The 15,851-nt window shown below is 71.4% G+C and carries 13 protein-coding genes; 10 read left to right on the forward strand and 3 right to left on the reverse strand.

Features of this window, described 5'->3' with window-relative positions; all coding sequences use genetic code 11:
* Positions 1-49: 49 nt before the first annotated feature.
* From zwf to tkt, 3 genes are read right to left on the reverse strand one after another with little or no spacing between them, the layout of a single operon-like run.
* The gene (gene zwf, locus EW117_RS18020) at positions 50-1,612 is read right to left on the reverse strand and encodes a glucose-6-phosphate dehydrogenase (protein ID WP_129788100.1); all 1,563 of its coding nucleotides are present in this window, start codon (positions 1,610-1,612) and stop codon (positions 50-52) included.
* Complete coding sequence (gene tal, locus EW117_RS18025) at positions 1,609-2,757, reverse strand: transaldolase (RefSeq protein ID WP_129788101.1); 1,149 nt, start codon at positions 2,755-2,757, stop codon at positions 1,609-1,611. Before tal ends, zwf begins: the two co-directional genes overlap by 4 nt.
* Positions 2,758-2,798: 41 nt before the next feature.
* Positions 2,799-4,904 (reverse strand): transketolase, encoded by a 2,106-nt coding sequence (gene tkt / locus EW117_RS18030; protein WP_129788102.1) that lies wholly within the window; start codon positions 4,902-4,904, stop codon positions 2,799-2,801.
* Positions 4,905-5,240: 336 nt separating this feature from the next.
* Here tkt and EW117_RS18035 point away from each other — a divergent pair, with 336 nt between their 5' ends.
* The 10 genes from EW117_RS18035 (at position 5,241) to lgt (ending at position 15,703) form a co-directional block, all read left to right on the forward strand.
* Positions 5,241-6,221, forward strand: coding sequence for a heme o synthase (locus EW117_RS18035; protein WP_129788103.1), 981 nt, complete (start codon positions 5,241-5,243; stop codon positions 6,219-6,221).
* Between the two features lie 199 nt (positions 6,222-6,420).
* Positions 6,421-7,272 (forward strand): HpcH/HpaI aldolase/citrate lyase family protein, encoded by an 852-nt coding sequence (locus EW117_RS18040; RefSeq protein WP_129788223.1) that lies wholly within the window; start codon positions 6,421-6,423, stop codon positions 7,270-7,272.
* Between the two features lie 70 nt (positions 7,273-7,342).
* Positions 7,343-8,299, forward strand: coding sequence for a site-specific tyrosine recombinase XerD (xerD, locus tag EW117_RS18045; RefSeq protein WP_129788224.1), 957 nt, complete (start codon positions 7,343-7,345; stop codon positions 8,297-8,299).
* Positions 8,300-8,442: 143 nt separating this feature from the next.
* Positions 8,443-9,330: a ParA family protein gene (locus EW117_RS18050; RefSeq protein WP_129788225.1), complete on the forward strand. Its 888-nt coding sequence runs from the start codon at positions 8,443-8,445 to the stop codon at positions 9,328-9,330.
* Positions 9,314-10,468 (forward strand): segregation and condensation protein A, encoded by a 1,155-nt coding sequence (locus EW117_RS18055; RefSeq protein WP_422891139.1) that lies wholly within the window; start codon positions 9,314-9,316, stop codon positions 10,466-10,468. The genes EW117_RS18050 and EW117_RS18055 overlap by 17 nt, the downstream gene beginning before the upstream one ends.
* On the forward strand, positions 10,465-11,139 hold the full coding sequence (gene scpB, locus EW117_RS18060) for an SMC-Scp complex subunit ScpB (protein ID WP_129788104.1): 675 nt from the start codon (positions 10,465-10,467) through the stop codon (positions 11,137-11,139). Before EW117_RS18055 ends, scpB begins: the two co-directional genes overlap by 4 nt.
* A gap of 75 nt (positions 11,140-11,214) precedes the next feature.
* A complete protein-coding gene (locus EW117_RS18065) occupies positions 11,215-12,120 on the forward strand; it encodes a pseudouridine synthase (protein ID WP_129788105.1) in 906 nt (301 codons plus the stop codon).
* Between the two features lie 85 nt (positions 12,121-12,205).
* Positions 12,206-12,931, forward strand: a complete 726-nt coding sequence (gene cmk, locus EW117_RS18070) for a (d)CMP kinase (RefSeq protein WP_129788106.1) — start codon at positions 12,206-12,208, stop codon at positions 12,929-12,931.
* A gap of 123 nt (positions 12,932-13,054) precedes the next feature.
* Positions 13,055-14,602, forward strand: coding sequence for a ribosome biogenesis GTPase Der (der, locus tag EW117_RS18075; protein ID WP_129788107.1), 1,548 nt, complete (start codon positions 13,055-13,057; stop codon positions 14,600-14,602).
* Between the two features lie 57 nt (positions 14,603-14,659).
* Positions 14,660-15,703, forward strand: coding sequence for a prolipoprotein diacylglyceryl transferase (gene lgt / locus EW117_RS18080; protein WP_129788108.1), 1,044 nt, complete (start codon positions 14,660-14,662; stop codon positions 15,701-15,703).
* Positions 15,704-15,851: the final 148 nt, after the last annotated feature.

Raw genomic sequence — 15,851 nt, forward strand, 5'->3', positions numbered from 1 at the left:
TGGGCTGTCCCCACCTCTGCGTGGTGGAGCCATGTCGCCAACCGCGTCATCAGGGCCTCCTCCAGGTCCTGCCGTCGCGCTCCATCATGGCGTCGGCCGACGGCGGGCCCCAGGTGCCCGACGCGTAGGGCTCGGGCTTGCCCTTGCGTGCCCAGTAGGCGGTGATCGGGTCGAGGATCTTCCAGGAGAGCTCGACCTCCTCCCGCGTCGGGAAGAGCGGCGGGTCGCCGAGCAGCACATCGAGGATGAGCCGCTCGTAGGCCTCGGGGGAGGACTCGGTGAACGAGTGCCCGTACCCGAAGTCCATGGTCACGTCGCGCACCTGCATGGCGGTGCCCGGCACCTTGGCGCCGAACCGCATGGTGACGCCCTCGTCGGGCTGCACCCGGATGACCAGCGCGTTGTTGCCGAGCTCGGACGTCAGGGACGACTCGAACGGCAGGTGGGGCGCCTTCTTGAACACCACCGCCACCTCGGTGACGCGGCGGCCCAGGCGCTTGCCGTGCCGCAGGTAGAACGGGACGCCCGCCCAGCGGCGGTTGTCGACGTCGACCCGGATCGCGGCGAAGGTCTCCGTGGCGGAGTCCTTCGCGATGCCGTCCTCCTCGAGGAAGCCCGGCACCTCGTCGCCGCCCTGCCAGCCGGCCTCGTACTGTCCGCGGGCGGTGTGCTTGCCGAGGTCGCGCGGCAGGCGCACGGACGAGAGCACCTTGATCTTCTCGGCGCGCAGCTCGGCGGCGTCGAAGTTGACGGGCTCCTCCATGGCCACCAGCGCCAGGAGCTGGATCAGGTGGTTCTGGATGACGTCGCGTGCGGCGCCGATCCCGTCGTAGTACCCGGCGCGGCCACCGATGCCGATGTCCTCGGCCATGGTGATCTGCACGTGGTCCACGTAGTTCGAGTTCCAGATGGGCTCGAACATGGTGTTCGCGAAGCGCAGCGCCAGCAGGTTCTGGACAGTCTCCTTGCCGAGGTAGTGGTCGATGCGGAACACCGACTCCGGCTCGAAGACCTTCGACACGACGGCGTCGAGCTCCTTGGCACTGGCCAGGTCGTGCCCGAACGGCTTCTCGATGACCACCCGCCGCCACGCGTCCACGCCGTCGCCGTTGGCGTCGTTGTCGGGGTGCGACAGCCCGTGCTTCGAGAGCTGCTCGCACACCACGGGGAACGCCGAGGGCGGGACCGACAGGTAGAACGCATGGTTGCCGCCCGTGCCGCGCTCCTTGTCGAGCGTCTCGACGGTCTCCCGCAGACGCTCGAACGCGTCGTCGTCGTCGAACGAGCCCTGCACGAACCGGATGCCCTCGGCGAGCTGGCGCCACGTCGCCTCCCGGAAGGGAGTGCGGGCGTGCTCCTTGACGGCGTCGTGCACGACCTGCGCGAAGTCCTGGTTCTCCCACTCGCGCCGGGCGAAGCCCGTCAGGGCGAAGCCCGGCGGGAGCAGACCGCGGTTGGCGAGGTCGTAGACGGCCGGCATGAGCTTCTTGCGCGCCAGGTCACCGGTCACGCCGAAGATCACCAGGCCGCTGGGCCCGGCGATGCGGGGCAGGCGGAGGTCGAGGGGGTCGCGCAGGGGGTTGACCCCCCGCGCGATCTTCGTCGGCCTCACCGGGCGCCGGCCTCGTCGAGACCGGTCTTCGTGGTCGTCAGGAGCTCGTCCCAGCTGACCTCGAACTTCGTCACGCCCTCGTCCTCCAGCTGTGCCGTAACGGAGGCCATGGAGATGCCCTGCGCCTCGATCGCCGCGATCGTCGCGGCGGCCTCCTCGCCCGAACCGGTCACGGTGTCGGCGAGGACTATGCCGTGGTCGGCGAACGCGTCGAGGGTCTTCTCAGGCATGGTGTTGACCACGCCGGCCACCACGAGCTCGTCCACGTACATCGTGTCGCGGTAGCTCGGGTCCTTCACGCCGGTGGACGCCCACAGCGGACGCTGCGGCTGGGCGCCGGCGGCACGGAGGGCGTCCCACCGCTCCGACGAGAAGACCTCCTCGTAGGCGGCGAAGGCCAGGCGGGCGTTCGCGATGGCGGCCTGACCGCGCAGCGCGAGCGCCTCGTCCGTGCCGATCGTCTTGAGGCGCTTGTCGACCTCGGAGTCCACTCGGGACACGAAGAACGACGCGACCGAACCGATCACCGACAGGTCGTGGCCCGCGGCCCTGGCCTGCTCCAGGCCGGCCAGGAATGCGTCCATCACCGCCCGGTACCGCTCGATCGAGAAGATCAGCGTCACGTTCACGCTGATGCCCTTCGCGAGGGTCGACGTGATCGCCGGCAGCCCCTCGACCGTGGCGGGGATCTTGATCATCACGTTCGGCCGGTCGACGGTCTCCCACAGCCGGACGGCGGTGGCCTCCGTCGCCTCGGTGTCGCGCGCCAGCCTCGGGTCCACCTCGATCGACACGCGGCCGTCCACGGCGGACGTGGCGTCGTAGACGGGGCGCAGCAGGTCTGCGGCGTCGCGGACGTCGTCCGTGGTGATGCGCTCGACGGCCGCCTCGACGTCGCCGCCGTTCGGCGGCCCGGCCAGCTCGGCCAGGATGCCGTCGTAGGCGTTGCCCTGCGCGAGGGCGGCGGCGAAGATCGTCGGGTTCGTGGTGACACCCACGACGTTCTTGGTCGCGATCAGCTCGACGAGGTTGCCGGTGCGCAGACGCTCACGCGACAGGTCGTCCAGCCAGATGGCAACACCCGCCTCGGACAACCGCTGGGTGGGACTGACGTTCTCGCCTGAGCTGTCGGTGCTGTCGGTCATCGTGCCCTTTCCTCTCGTGTCCGTATTCGATCCGGAGCGGTTCAGGACGCCGCCTCGATCGACTCCTTGGCGGCCTGGGCGACCGCCTGGGCCGTGATGCCGTACTCGGTGTAGAGCGTCTTGTAGTCGGCCGACGCGCCGTAGTGCTCGAGCGACACGATGCGGCCGGCGTCGCCGACGATCTCGCGCCAGCCCTGCGCGACGCCCGCCTCGACAGAGACGCGCGCCTTCACACCGGACGGGATGACCGACTCGCGGTAGGAGTCGTCCTGCTTGTCGAACCACTCGCGCGAAGGCATGGAGACCACGCGGGCCCGGATGCCGTCGGCGGCGAGGATCTCGCGCGCCTCGACGGCGAGCTGGACCTCGGAGCCGGTGCCCACGAGGACGACGTCGGGCGTGCCCTCGGTGTCCAGGAGCGTGTAGCCGCCCTTGAGGGTGCCCTCGGCGCCGGCGAAGCCGTCGGTGCCACGCGGGTAGGTGGGCACGTTCTGGCGGGTCAGCACGAGGCCGGCCGGGTTGTCCCGGTTCTCCAGGATGCCGCGCCAGGCCCAGGCGGTCTCGTTCGCGTCGGCGGGGCGGACGATGTCGAGGTTCGGGATGGCCCGCAGCGCCGCGAGGTGCTCCACCGGCTGGTGGGTGGGGCCGTCCTCGCCGAGGCCGATCGAGTCGTGCGTCCAGACGAACGTGCTGGGGATGCTCATCAGCGACGCCAGGCGCACCGAGGCGCGCATGTAGTCGGCGAACTGCAGGAACGTCCCGCCGTAGGGGCGGGTCAGGCCGTGCAGCACTATGCCGTTGAGGATGGAGCCCATGGCGTGCTCGCGGATGCCGAAGTGCAGGGTGCGGCCGTAAGGGTCGCCCGGGAACTTCTTGGTCGCGTGCTCCGCCGGTACGAAGGACGGCGCGCCGTCCATCGTCGTGTTGTTGGAGCCGGCGAGGTCGGCCGAGCCGCCCCACAGCTCGGGCAGCACGTCGGCCAGGGCGCTGAGCACCTTGCCGGACGCCGCACGGGTCGCCACGCCCTTCGCGCTGGCCTCGAACTCCGGCAGGGAGTCGGTCCAGCCGGCGGGCAGCTCGTGGGCGCGCAGGCGCTCCAGGAGCGCCGCCTGCTGCGGGTTGGCGTCCTGCCACGCGGTGAAGGCGGACTCCCAGGTCTCGCGCTGGGTGGCCTGCCGCTGCGCGACGGAGCGCGTGTAGGCCAGCACCTCACCGTCGATGGCGAACGACGCCTCGGGGTCGAGGCCGAGCACGGACTTGAGGCCCTTGACCTCGTCGGCGCCCATGGCCGAGCCGTGGATGCCGCCGGTGTTCTGCTTGGTGGGGGCGGGCCAGCCGATGATCGTGCGGAGCGCGATGATCGACGGCTTGCCGGTCTCCGACTTCGCGGCGTCCAGTGCCGCGGCCAGGGCGTCGGTGTCCTCCGCGTAGCCGCCGTCGCCCGAGGTCCAGTCCACGCGCTGGGTGTGCCAGCCGTACGCCTCGTAGCGCTTCAGGACGTCCTCGGTGAACGCGATGTCGGTGTCGTCCTCGATCGAGATCTTGTTGTCGTCCCAGATCAGGATGAGGTTGCCGAGCTGCTGGTGGCCCGCGAGCGACGAGGCCTCGGAGGTCACGCCCTCCTGCAGGTCGCCGTCGGACGCGATGACGTACACGTGGTGGTCGAACGGGGACTCGCCGGGGGCGGCGGCCGGGTCGAGCAGGCCGCGCTCGCGGCGCGACGCCATCGCCATGCCGACGGCGGAGGCGAGGCCCTGGCCCAGCGGGCCGGTGGTGATCTCGACGCCCTTGGTGTGGCCGTACTCCGGGTGGCCCGGGGTCTGCGAGCCCCAGGTGCGCAGGGCGGCGATGTCGTCGATCTCGAGGCCGTAGCCGGCGAGGAAGAGCTGCAGGTAGATCGTCAGGGACGAGTGGCCTGCGCTCAGCACGAACCGGTCGCGGCCCAGCCATTCCGGGTCGGACGGGTCATGGCGCATGGCCTTCTGGAAGAGGAGGTACGCGGCTGGCGCCAGCGAGATCGCGGTGCCGGGATGTCCGTTGCCCACCTTCTCGACGGCGTCCGCGGCCAGTGCCTTGATGGCCTTGACGGCTCGCTCGTCGAGCTCCGACCACTCCAGGGGCTTCAGCACGGGGTCGAAAGCGTTCACGAGTCCTCTTTCTCTCCGCCGTCGACTCTCGCCTGCCCTATGAGCGGACGGGTCGGAGAGCCGCGCAGCGTGCCTGCGGCGGCGGCGGGATGCCGGCCGCCCTTGGTTCTTCGTTCGATAACGAAATCAACCCTATACGCGCACCCCGACACCCGCGCAGACCTGTCCACCGTCTGTCATGTCACATGTCTGGTCGGGAATTTCACAGCGTTCCGCGGGAATGTGGTGCATTACCTCGCGACGGCTCGACGTACGATGGGCACGCGCCGGGCGGCAATAGGGCCTACCAGGTGCCTTGTCGACTTCAGAACTCTCCCGAACGGAACTGCGACGCGCGTGAGAACGAGCCACACGACAACCGGCCAGACCGCGCGTCCCGAGACGTCCGGTGCAGGCGAGCCCGGCGCCGACGTCGGGCAGCGTCCCGGGGGATGGTTCCTCAGCCGGGCCGGCGCGTACGTCGCGCTGACCAAGCCGCGGGTCATCGAGCTGCTGCTCGTGACGACCGTGCCCACCATGATCCTGGCGGCCGACGGACTGCCCGGCTTCTGGCTGATCATCGCCACGCTCATCGGCGGGGCCGGTGCCGCGGGCAGCGCCAACGCGTTCAACATGTGGTGGGACCGCGACATCGACCAGGTCATGAACCGGACCAAGAAGCGTCCGCTGGCCACGGGGGAGATCACCCCGCGCGCGGGCCTGGTGTTCGCCTCGATCCTGGGCCTGCTGTCGCTGACGTGGTTCGCGCTGGTCATCAACTGGGCGGCGATGTGGCTCACGCTGGGCGCCATCGCCATCTATGTCGTCGGCTACACGATGATCCTCAAGCGCCGCACCCCGCAGAACATCGTGTGGGGCGGCATCGCGGGCTGCATGCCCGTGTTCATCGGCTGGGCGTCCGTGACGGGTGAGCTGAGCTGGGCCGCTCTGGCACTGTTCGGCATCATCTTCTTCTGGACGCCGCCGCACTACTGGCCGCTGTCCATCAAGTTCAAGAAGGACTACGCGAACGCGAAGGTCCCGATGCTGCCGGTCGTCAGTGACGACAAGCGCGTGGCCGCCGAGATGGTCGGCTACACGCTCGCGATGATCGCCTGCTCCCTCCTGCTGACGCCGCTCGCGGGTATGTCCTGGGTGTACACCGTGGTGGCCGCCGCGCTGGGCGCGTGGTTCCTCTGGTCCACGATCGCCATGCTGCGCCGGGCGCAGGGCCGGGCGAGCGGCAAGCTGGGCGCCATGAAGGTGTTCCACGCGTCGATCACCTATCTGTCGCTGCTCTTCGTGGCCGTCGCGGTGGACGTCTTCCTGCCGTTCTGACGCTGCTTCGTCAAGGTGGTCTTCTGTTCATATTGTTCGCGCCCATGTAGTGGTTCATGATTCGGTCGGTGTCGGTGTCCCCGCCTAGGCTGAGCGCGTGACCGAGACCCCAGCCGACCGAACCACCGACTCCGCCGAGCAGTCCGCGGGCTACTCCTCCGGCCTGCCGACGGCGTCCGCCGTCGCGCCGGAGGGCGACCTGGCTCCCCGCCGGGCCGCGCGCGAGAAGTCGCGGGTCGCCCCCGACTACGCGCGCGCCTGGCTCCTGCTGTCCGCGATGCGCAGCGAGCTCTTCGACAAGGCTCAGCTCTCGCGCGCGGACCAGGTCATCCTCGACTGCGAGGACGCCATCGACGACTCCCTGAAGGACGAGGCGCGCGAGAACGTCATCCGGTGGGTCAAGAACGGCGGCAGCGCCTGGGTCCGGATCAACGACCGGCAGGCGCCGTCCTGGGCGGACGACGTCGCCTACCTGCGCGGCCTCAAGGGCCTCAACGGCGTCATGCTCGCCAAGACCGAGAGCGCGGACGACGTCATCGACACCGCGCAGCGCCTCGGCGGCGACGTTCCCGTCATCCCGCTGGTGGAGTCCGCCCTCGGGATCGAGGAGGCCGTCAACATCGCCAAGGCCCGCGGCGCGTTCCGCCTCGCGTTCGGGTCCGGCGACTACCGTCGCGACACCGGCGCCGCGAACGAGCCCATGGCCATGGCCTACCCGCGCACGCGCCTCGTGGTCGCGAGCCGCATCGGCGGCCTGCCCGGCCCGGTCGACGGCCCCACGGTGGGCTCGTCGCACGCGCTGCTGCGCGAGCAGTCCGCCGACGCCGTCAACCTCGGCATGACCGGCAAGCTCTGCCTGGACTTCGAGCAGCCGGCGGTCATCAACGAGTCCTTCGCGCCGTCGCCGTCCGACGTCGCCTGGGCCGTCGACTTCTTCGCCGAGTTCGAGGCCGGCGGTTCGGTCATCCGCGACGGCAGCGACAAGCCGCGCCTCGCACGCGCGCAGGTGATCCACTCGCGCGCGGAGCTGTTCGGGATCAACCCGGCCTGACCCGGCGTGGCCCGCCTGCCCGGCGGGCCACGCTCGGCATGATGGGGCGGTGTCCACCGTACTGGCCAACCTGCCGTCGTCCCGTGCGACCCAGCCCGGACCGTCGCCGAGCGCCCGGCTCGACCGCGCGCTGCGCGACTACCTCGCGCACCTGAGCGTGGAGCGCGGTCTCTCGGCGAATACCGTCGCCGCCTACCGCCGCGACCTCGTGCGGTACGCCGGGTTCCTCGCCACAGCGGACCGGGCCGGCCTGGACGGCGTGACGGAGGCGGACGTCACCGGTTTCATCGAGTCCGTCCGGCAGGGGTCCGACGGCGGCCGGCCGCTCTCGCCGTCGTCCACCGCGCGGGCGCTCGCCGCCGTGCGGGGCTGGCACCGGTTCGCGCAGGCCGAAGGACTCGCGGTGGACGACCCCTCCGCCGACGTGCGGGCCCCCACCCAGCTGCGGCGCCTGCCGCACGCGCTGTCCGTGGACGATGTCGCTGTGCTGCTCGACGCCGCGGGCACCGGCGACGGGCCGCTGCCCCTGCGGGACCGGGCGCTGCTCGAGCTGCTGTACGCCACGGGCGCGCGGATCTCCGAGGTCGTGGGGCTCGACGTCGACGGCGTGGGCGACGCCGCCGCGGTCCGGCTGTACGGCAAGGGCTCCAAGGAGCGGGTGGTCCCCGTGGGCTCGTTCGCCCGCGACGCGCTCGAGGCCTACCTGGTCCGGTCGCGCCCGGCGCTGATCGCCGCCGGCCGGGGCACGCCGGCTCTGTTCCTCAACACGCGCGGCGCACGGATGTCCCGGCAGACCGCCTGGGCCGCGCTGCAGTCCGCCGCGGCGCGGGCGGGCCTGACGGAGCACGTCTCGCCGCACACCCTGCGCCACTCTTTCGCCACGCACCTGCTGTCGGGCGGCGCGGACGTGCGCGTGGTCCAGGAGCTGCTGGGGCACGCGTCCGTCACCACGACGCAGATCTACACGATGGTCACGCCGGACGCGCTGCGCGAGGTCTACGCGGCGGCCCACCCGCGGGCCCGGTAGCCCGGCGAGGAAGTCCCGGGGAACGGGCCGTCGGCCGAAGGACGCCACGCCGAGGCTTTCGCGGAGCCGCGCCCACACTCTGGTATAGCGTGGCGGGCGTGAGCGAGGCACCCAGCCAGGAGGGAGCGGACACGATGACCGACATGCTTCTCGGTAAGACGGTCGTCGGCGCACCCACGGACTCGGAGATCGTGCGCGACGTGGTCGGGCGTGTGATGCCCGAGCTGCCGGAACCGGCGCCCCTCACGAGCCACGGCCCGGCGCGCATCATCGCGATGTGCAACCAGAAGGGCGGGGTCGGCAAGACGACGACCACCATCAACCTCGGCGCGTGCCTCGCCGAGTACGGCCGCAAGGTGCTCCTGGTCGACTTCGACCCGCAGGGCGCCGCGTCGGTCGGCATCGGCGTCAACCCGCACGAGCTCGACCTCACCGTCTACAACCTGCTCATGGAGCGGGGCGTGGACATCGCCGACGTGCTGATCCCGTCGGGGATCGAGAACCTCGACGTGCTGCCGGCCAACATCGACCTGTCGGCCGCGGAGGTGCAGCTCGTGGGCGAGGTCGCGCGCGAGTCCGTGCTCGCCCGCGCCCTGCGTCCGGTGATGGACGACTACGACGTCATCCTCATCGACTGCCAGCCGAGCCTCGGCCTGCTCACCGTGAACGCCCTGACCGCGGCGCACGGCGTGCTGATCCCGCTGGAGTGCGAGTTCTTCGCGCTGCGCGGCGTCGCGCTCCTGGTGGAGACCATCGAGAAGGTGCGGGACCGGCTCAACCCGGCCCTGGAGATCGACGGTATCCTCCCCACCATGTACGACTCGCGCACCCTCCACTCCCGGGAGGTCGTGGCCCGGGTGCACGAGGCCTTCGGCGACACGCTGCTGCACTCGATCATCGGGCGCACGGTGAAGTTCCCCGACGCCACGGTCGCCGCGGAGCCCATCACCGCCTACGCCCCGGGACACCCGGGCGCGGCCGCATACCGTCAGCTCGCCCGGGAGCTCGTGGCCCGTGGCGACGCTGCCTGACGCGGCGGTGTCGCCCGACACCGTGTCGACGGTGACGGCGGTGACGGCGGCGGAACGGGTCGGCGTCCTGGAGGCGGAGCCGGTCGCGGAGCCCGCCCCGGACCGGGACCAGCAGGGGCCCGACGCCGAACCGGCCCCGCCAGTGGACGAGCGGCGCGCCTCCCGGACGTTCCAGGTCCACCTGCACAACTTCGAGGGCCCGTTCGACCTGCTGCTCTCGCTCATCGCGAAGCACAAGATGGACGTCACCGAGGTGGCGCTCGCGGTCGTGACCGACGAGTTCGTCGCGCACATCCGCGAGGCGGAGCGCGCGTCCCGTGAGGCCGCCGCGCGCGGCGAGGACCACGAGTCCTGGGACCTCGGGGTGGCCAGCGAGTTCCTGGTCATCGCCGCGACCCTGCTCGACCTGAAGGCCGCGCGCCTGCTGCCCGGCGTCGTCGACGAGGACGAGGAGGACCTCGAGCTGCTGGAGGCCCGCGACCTCCTGTTCGCCCGGCTGCTGCAGTACCGCGCGTACAAGGAGGTCTCGAAGTTCGTCGCGGAGCGGCTGGTGTCGGCCGGACGCCGCGTGCCCCGCCTGACGCCGCTCGAGCCGCACCTCGCCGCGATCCTGCCCGAGCTGGTCTGGGACACGACGGGGGAGCAGCTCGCCGAGCTGGCCGCGCGCGTGCTGGCCCCCAAGCCGCCGCCCGTGGTGGGCCTGGCCCACCTGCACGGGTCCGCGGTGAGCGTGCGCGAGGAGGCGGGCGTCATCGTGAAGCGCCTGCGTGCCGAGCGCTCGGTGACGTTCAGGTCGCTGACGGCAGGGACCGAACGTCTCGTGACCGTCGCCCGGTTCCTCGCGCTGCTGGAGCTGTTCCGCGACTCGCTGGTCGGGTTCGAGCAGGTCAGCCCGCTGGGCGAGCTCACGGTGCGGTGGACCGCAGGGCCCGGGGACGGCGAGAAGTACCTCGACCCCGAGGCCGGGCCGAGCGAGTTCGACGAGGGCGATCTGGTCGTGCCGTCGGGGGCCGGTCCGGAGCGCTCGGTGACCGAGCAGGCGCAGGCCGAGCAAGCAGAGACCGAGCAGGCAGAGACCGAGCAGGCAGAGACCGAGCAGGCAGAGACCGAGCGGACCGGAACGGAGGCGCCAGTATGACCGTCGAAGAGCAGGCCCCCGAGGCGGTGCAGGCGGACGCCCCGGCCGACACCGCCCCGGCCGACACCGCGACGCAGGACGAGCTGGCGTTCGTCGACGTGCACACGCTCCCGGGCGGCGCGCACGCGGCGGTCGAGGCGGTGCTCATGGTGGCCGACGCGCCGATCGGCGCGGACCGGATCGCCGCGGCGCTGAACCTGACGCAGGACGAGACCGACGACATCCTGCACGAGCTGGCCGACGAGTACGCGGGCCACCTGGGGTCGCGCCCGCGCGGGTTCGAGCTGCGCCGCACCGTCGAGGGCTGGCGCATCTACTCGTCGGCGGCGCACGCGGACCCGGTCGGGCGGTTCGTCCTGGACGGCCAGTCAGCGAAGCTGAGCCAGGCCGCCCTGGAGACCCTCGCGGTGATCGCATACCGTCAGCCGGTGACGCGAGGCCAGGTCAGCGCGGTGCGTGGCGTGAACGTCGACGGCGTCGTGCGGACCCTGCTGACCCGCGGCCTGATCGCCGAGATCGGCCAGGACCCGAGCTCGGGTGCGGTTCTGTTCGGAACCACGGGATACTTCTTGGAGCGGATGGACTTCTCGTCGCTCGACGAGCTGCCTCCGCTGGCGCCGCACCTGCCGGACCTCGACATGATCGAGGGCCTCGACGGGCTCGATTCCTAGCCCCTCCGCGGGGTCCGTGCACCGGATCCCGCAGCCAGGTCCGCAGCGCCTTTCCGACTCACCGAGAGACGAATCATGAGCAACGAACGCCGCGGCGGGAGCCGCCGCGAATCCAGTGGTGGCCAGCAGCCGCGCCGTCCCGCACAGGGCGGCAAGAACTTCCGGGGCGGCAGCTCGGCCAAGAGCCGCGCCCAGGCGAACACGCCGCGCCGTCGGCCCGCGAAGCCCGAGGAGCAGGGCCGCGACGTCCACGTCGAGGGCGGCGTGCGGCTGCAGAAGGTGCTCGCGCAGGCCGGGATCGGGTCCCGCCGCGCGAGCGAGGAGATGATCGCCAACGGCCGCGTCGAGGTCGACGGGCAGATCGTCACGGAGCTCGGGGTGCGGATCGACCCGGCCACCGCCGTCGTGCACGTGGACGGGCTGCGGATCCAGCTGGACCAGGCCAAGGTGACGATCGCGCTGAACAAGCCGCTGGGCGTGGTGTCCACGATGGACGACCCCAAGGGGCGTCCGACCGTGGCGGACCTCATCAAGAACCGCGAGGAGCGGCTCTTCCACGTGGGCCGGCTCGACGCCGACAGCGAGGGGCTGCTGCTCCTGACCAACGACGGCGAGCTGGCCAACCGCCTGTCGCACCCCAAGTACGAGATCGCCAAGACGTACCTCGTGACCGTCGAGGGCGAGATCTTCCCGCGGGTCGGCAAGCAGCTCCTGAAGGGCGTCGAGCTCGACGACGGCATCGCGAAGATGGACGCGGTGCACGTGCTGCAGCAGATCGACGGCTTCGCGATGCTCGAGGTCGTGCTGCACGAGGGCCGCAACCGGATCGTGCGCCGGATGTTCGACGCCGTCGGGCACCCCGTGACGCGCCTCGTGCGCACCCGGATCGGGCCGATCCCGCTGGGCGACCTGAAGCCGGGCCGCACCCGCGTCCTGGGCCGCACTGAACTGGGCACCCTCATGGGTGCGGTAGACCTGTAACCTCTCTCGCTGAGTGCTGGGTATTCGCCCTTCGTACGCACTCTGACGGGCAAATATCCAGCACTCAACGAAAGCGAGCGGGACTGTGACCAGCCCTGTTGTTGTCGCCATCGACGGGCCGTCCGGGTCCGGGAAGTCGAGCGTGTCGAAGGCCGTCGCCGCCCGGCTGGGCCTCGCCTACCTCGACACCGGCGCCATGTACCGGGCGGCCACCGTCTGGAGCATGGAGACGGCGGACCTGGACGACGCCGCCTCCGTGGCCACGGCGGTCCGGGCGATGCCGCTGGTCATGGGCTTGGACCCGGCGGAGCCGGGCGTCGAGCTGGACGGCCGGGACGTCGTGGTGACGATCCGCAGCACCGAGGTCACGAGCGCCGTCTCGAAGGTGGCGTCCAACCTGGAGGTGCGGGCCGAGCTCAAGCGGCTGCAGCGCCAGATCATCGACCAGGAGTCCAGCGTGGTGCAGGCGGTGCACTCCCACGGCCGCGGGATCGTCGCCGAGGGCCGCGACATCACCACGGTCGTGGCGCCCGACGCCGACGTCCGCGTGCTGCTCACCGCGTCCGAGGAGGCGCGCCTGCGCCGCCGGTCGCTGGAGGTGCACGGCGCCGCCGACGCCGGTGCGGTGGACGCCACGCGGGACCAGGTGCTGCGCCGCGACCGGGACGACGCGAAGGTGACGCAGTTCCAGGTCGCCGCGGACGGCGTCGCGACGGTCGACTCCAGCGACCTCGACTTCGAGCAGACGGTGGACGCCGTCCTCGCCGTCGTCGCGCAGGTGACGGGGCGTGCGGTGGCGCCGTCCGCCTGACCTGCTCGTGTCAGACGCTCAGGTCACCTGAGCGTCTGACACGTCGCCGGGGCGGGGCGGGAGCGACGCAGGTCATACGGCCGCGAGGCGGCCTCAGGGCGCCAGGCCTGCGACAATGGGCGCATGACCCACGACTCCTCTGCATCGGAGGCTGCTGCCCTGGACGCGGTGGCCCGAGATGATGCTGCCCTGGACGCTGCCGCTCCGGCCGCTCCCGACCTCGATCTCGCCGAGTCCGAGGACGACCTCGCGCGCGAGCGTGCGCTGCGCGCCGGCCTCGAGGAGTTCGAGCTCGACGAGTCGGACCAGGAGCTCCTGGAGTCCGAGTGGACCGACGAGCAGGCGGAGGCCGAGCAGGCGCTGCCCGTGCTCGCCATCGTCGGACGGCCGAACGTCGGCAAGTCGACCCTGGTCAACCGGATCCTCGGCCGCCGCGAGGCGGTCGTGGCGGACAAGCCGGGCGTGACGCGCGACCGTGTGTCCTACCCGGCCGAGTGGGCCGGCCGCCGGTTCATGCTCGTGGACACGGGCGGCTGGGAGGTCGACGTCGCCGGCATCGAGTCCAAGGTGGCCGAGCAGGCCGAGGTGGCGATCTCCCTGGCTGACGCCGTGGTGTTCGTGGTCGACGCCGCCGTCGGCGCCACCGCGACCGACGAGCGCGTCGTGGAGCTGCTGCGCCGCTCCGGCAAGCCCGTGGTGCTGTGCGCCAACAAGGTGGACGGCGCGTCGGGCGAGGCGGACGCCACCTACCTGTGGGCCCTCGGCCTGGGGGAGCCGCACCCGGTCTCCGCCCTGCACGGCCGCGGCACGGGCGACCTGCTCGACGCCGCGATCAAGGCGCTGCCCACCACGTCCGAGCACGGCAAGGTGCGCCCCTCCGGCCCGCGGCGTGTGGCGCTGGTCGGGCGGCCGAACGTCGGCAAGTCCTCGCTGCTGAACAAGATCGCGGGTTCGGAGCGCGTGGTGGTCGACGAGGTCGCCGGCACCACACGTGACCCGGTCGACGAGCTCATCGAGCTGCGCGGTATCCCCTACTGGTTCGTGGACACCGCCGGCATCCGCCGCCGCGTGCACCAGACCAAGGGCGCCGACTTCTACGCGTCGCTGCGCACCGCAGCCGCGATCGAGAAGGCGGAGATCGGCGTCGTCCTGGTGGACGCGTCGCAGCCGCTGACCGAGCAGGACATCCGCGTGATCCAGCAGGTCGTGGACGCCGGTCGTGCGCTCGTCATCGCCTACAACAAGTGGGACCTCATGGACGAGGACCGCCGCCCCTTCCTCGAGCGCGAGATCGAGAAGGAGCTGGTGCAGATCGCCTGGGCACCGCGGGTCAACCTGTCGGCGCGCACCGGCTGGCACAGCGAGCGACTGGTCCCGGCGATCGAGCGCTCGCTCGCGTCCTGGGACCGGCGCGTCCCGACGGGCAAGCTCAACTCGTTCCTCGGCGAGCTCGTGGCCGCGCACCCGCACCCGCTGCGCGGTGGCAAGCAGTCCCGCATCCTGTTCGCGACGCAGGCCTCGACCCGGCCGCCGCGGTTCGTCATCTTCGCCACCGGGTTCATCGAGGCCGGCTACCGCCGGTTCATCGAGCGCCGCCTGCGCGAGACGTTCGGTTTCGAGGGCACGCCGATCGAGATCTCGGTGCGCGTGCGGGAGAAGCGCCGCCGCTGACGCATTCGTCGCCGAGTCGATGCCCACGATGTGGGTGAGTCGCGGTACCTTCGGGTCGTGCTTCCGGCCAGTATCCCCAGCCCCGATCCGGTGTGGTCCCAGTTCAACGTGGGCCCGCTCACCATCCATACCTACGCCCTGTGTCTGCTGGCCGGCATTGCCGCCGCCGCGTACATCACGGACCGGCGGCTCCGCGCGCGCGGAGCCGCCCCCGGGCTCGCCCTCGACATCGCGATGTGGGCGGTGCCGATCGGCATCGTCGGCGCCCGGATCTACCACGTGCTCACCCACCTGAGCGACTTCACCGGACCCGGCGTCGACACGTGGGCGTGGATCCGGATCTGGGAGGGCGGCAACGCCCTGTTCGGGTCGCTCCTCGGCGGCGCCGTCGGCGTCTGGATCGGGTGCCGCCAGACGGGCCTGCGCTTCGGGTCGTTCGCCGACGCGCTCGCGCCGGGTCTGCTCGTGGCCCAGGCGATCGGCCGGCTCGGCAACTACGTGAACCAGGAGCTGTTCGGCCTGCCGACGACGCTGCCGTGGGGCCTGGAGATCCGGTCCGACGCGCCGATGTTCCCGGCGGGCACGCCCGAGGGCACGCTGTTCCACCCGTTGTTCCTGTACGAGATGATCTGGAACCTCATCGGGGTCGCCCTGCTGCTCACCATCGAGCGGCGGGTCTCCCGCCGGAACGCCGCCCTGGAGAACCCGGGCCCGGGCCTGCGCTGGGGCCGCATGTTCGGCCTCTACCTGATCTGGTACGGGCTGGGCCGCAGCTGGCTCGAGGCGATCCGCATCGACCCCACGAGCGACGCACCCCTGGGCATTCCCGCGAACATCTGGACGTCGGGGCTCGCGATCCTGCTCGGCATCACGATCGTCGTGGTGCAGGGACGGCGGCACTCCGGGCCCGAGCCCTCGGTGTACCAGCCGGGGCGGGAGCCTGAGGACGAGGACGCCGAGAGCACTGGGGCGGAGTCCGACGCCGAGGACTCCGGGGCCGGTGACTCCGGTCCCGCCGCGGAGAAGGGCACGGACGGCGAAGCCGCCGATCGCGATGCTGACGCCGATGCGAGCCCCGTGGATCCGGCCGGCAGCAAGTAACGCGCCGCAACCGCCTCGGACCCCGGTTGCGTCAGGGGAAAGGCATACCCAGCGGGGAGGGTAACGGAGAGTAGACAATGTCTACGTTCCGTTACCCTCCCCGCTGGCGTGGCTGCCCACCTCGGAGGCGAGCACCGCGAGCAGGGGC

The sequence above is a fragment of the Promicromonospora panici genome (genome assembly GCF_900608595.1).
Lineage (GTDB): Bacteria > Actinomycetota > Actinomycetes > Actinomycetales > Cellulomonadaceae > Promicromonospora > Promicromonospora panici.

Bases quoted from the DNA above. Each gene is read 5' to 3' on its own strand.
- der (WP_129788107.1), top strand. From the start codon at position 13,055: ATGACCCACGACTCCTCTGCATCGGAGGCTGCTGCCCTGGACGCGGTG.
- EW117_RS18050 (WP_129788225.1), top strand. From the start codon at position 8,443: ATGCTTCTCGGTAAGACGGTCGTCGGCGCACCCACGGACTCGGAGATC.
- EW117_RS18065 (WP_129788105.1), top strand. From the start codon at position 11,215: ATGAGCAACGAACGCCGCGGCGGGAGCCGCCGCGAATCCAGTGGTGGC.
- tal (WP_129788101.1), bottom strand. From the start codon at position 2,757: ATGACCGACAGCACCGACAGCTCAGGCGAGAACGTCAGTCCCACCCAG.
- scpB (WP_129788104.1), top strand. From the start codon at position 10,465: ATGACCGTCGAAGAGCAGGCCCCCGAGGCGGTGCAGGCGGACGCCCCG.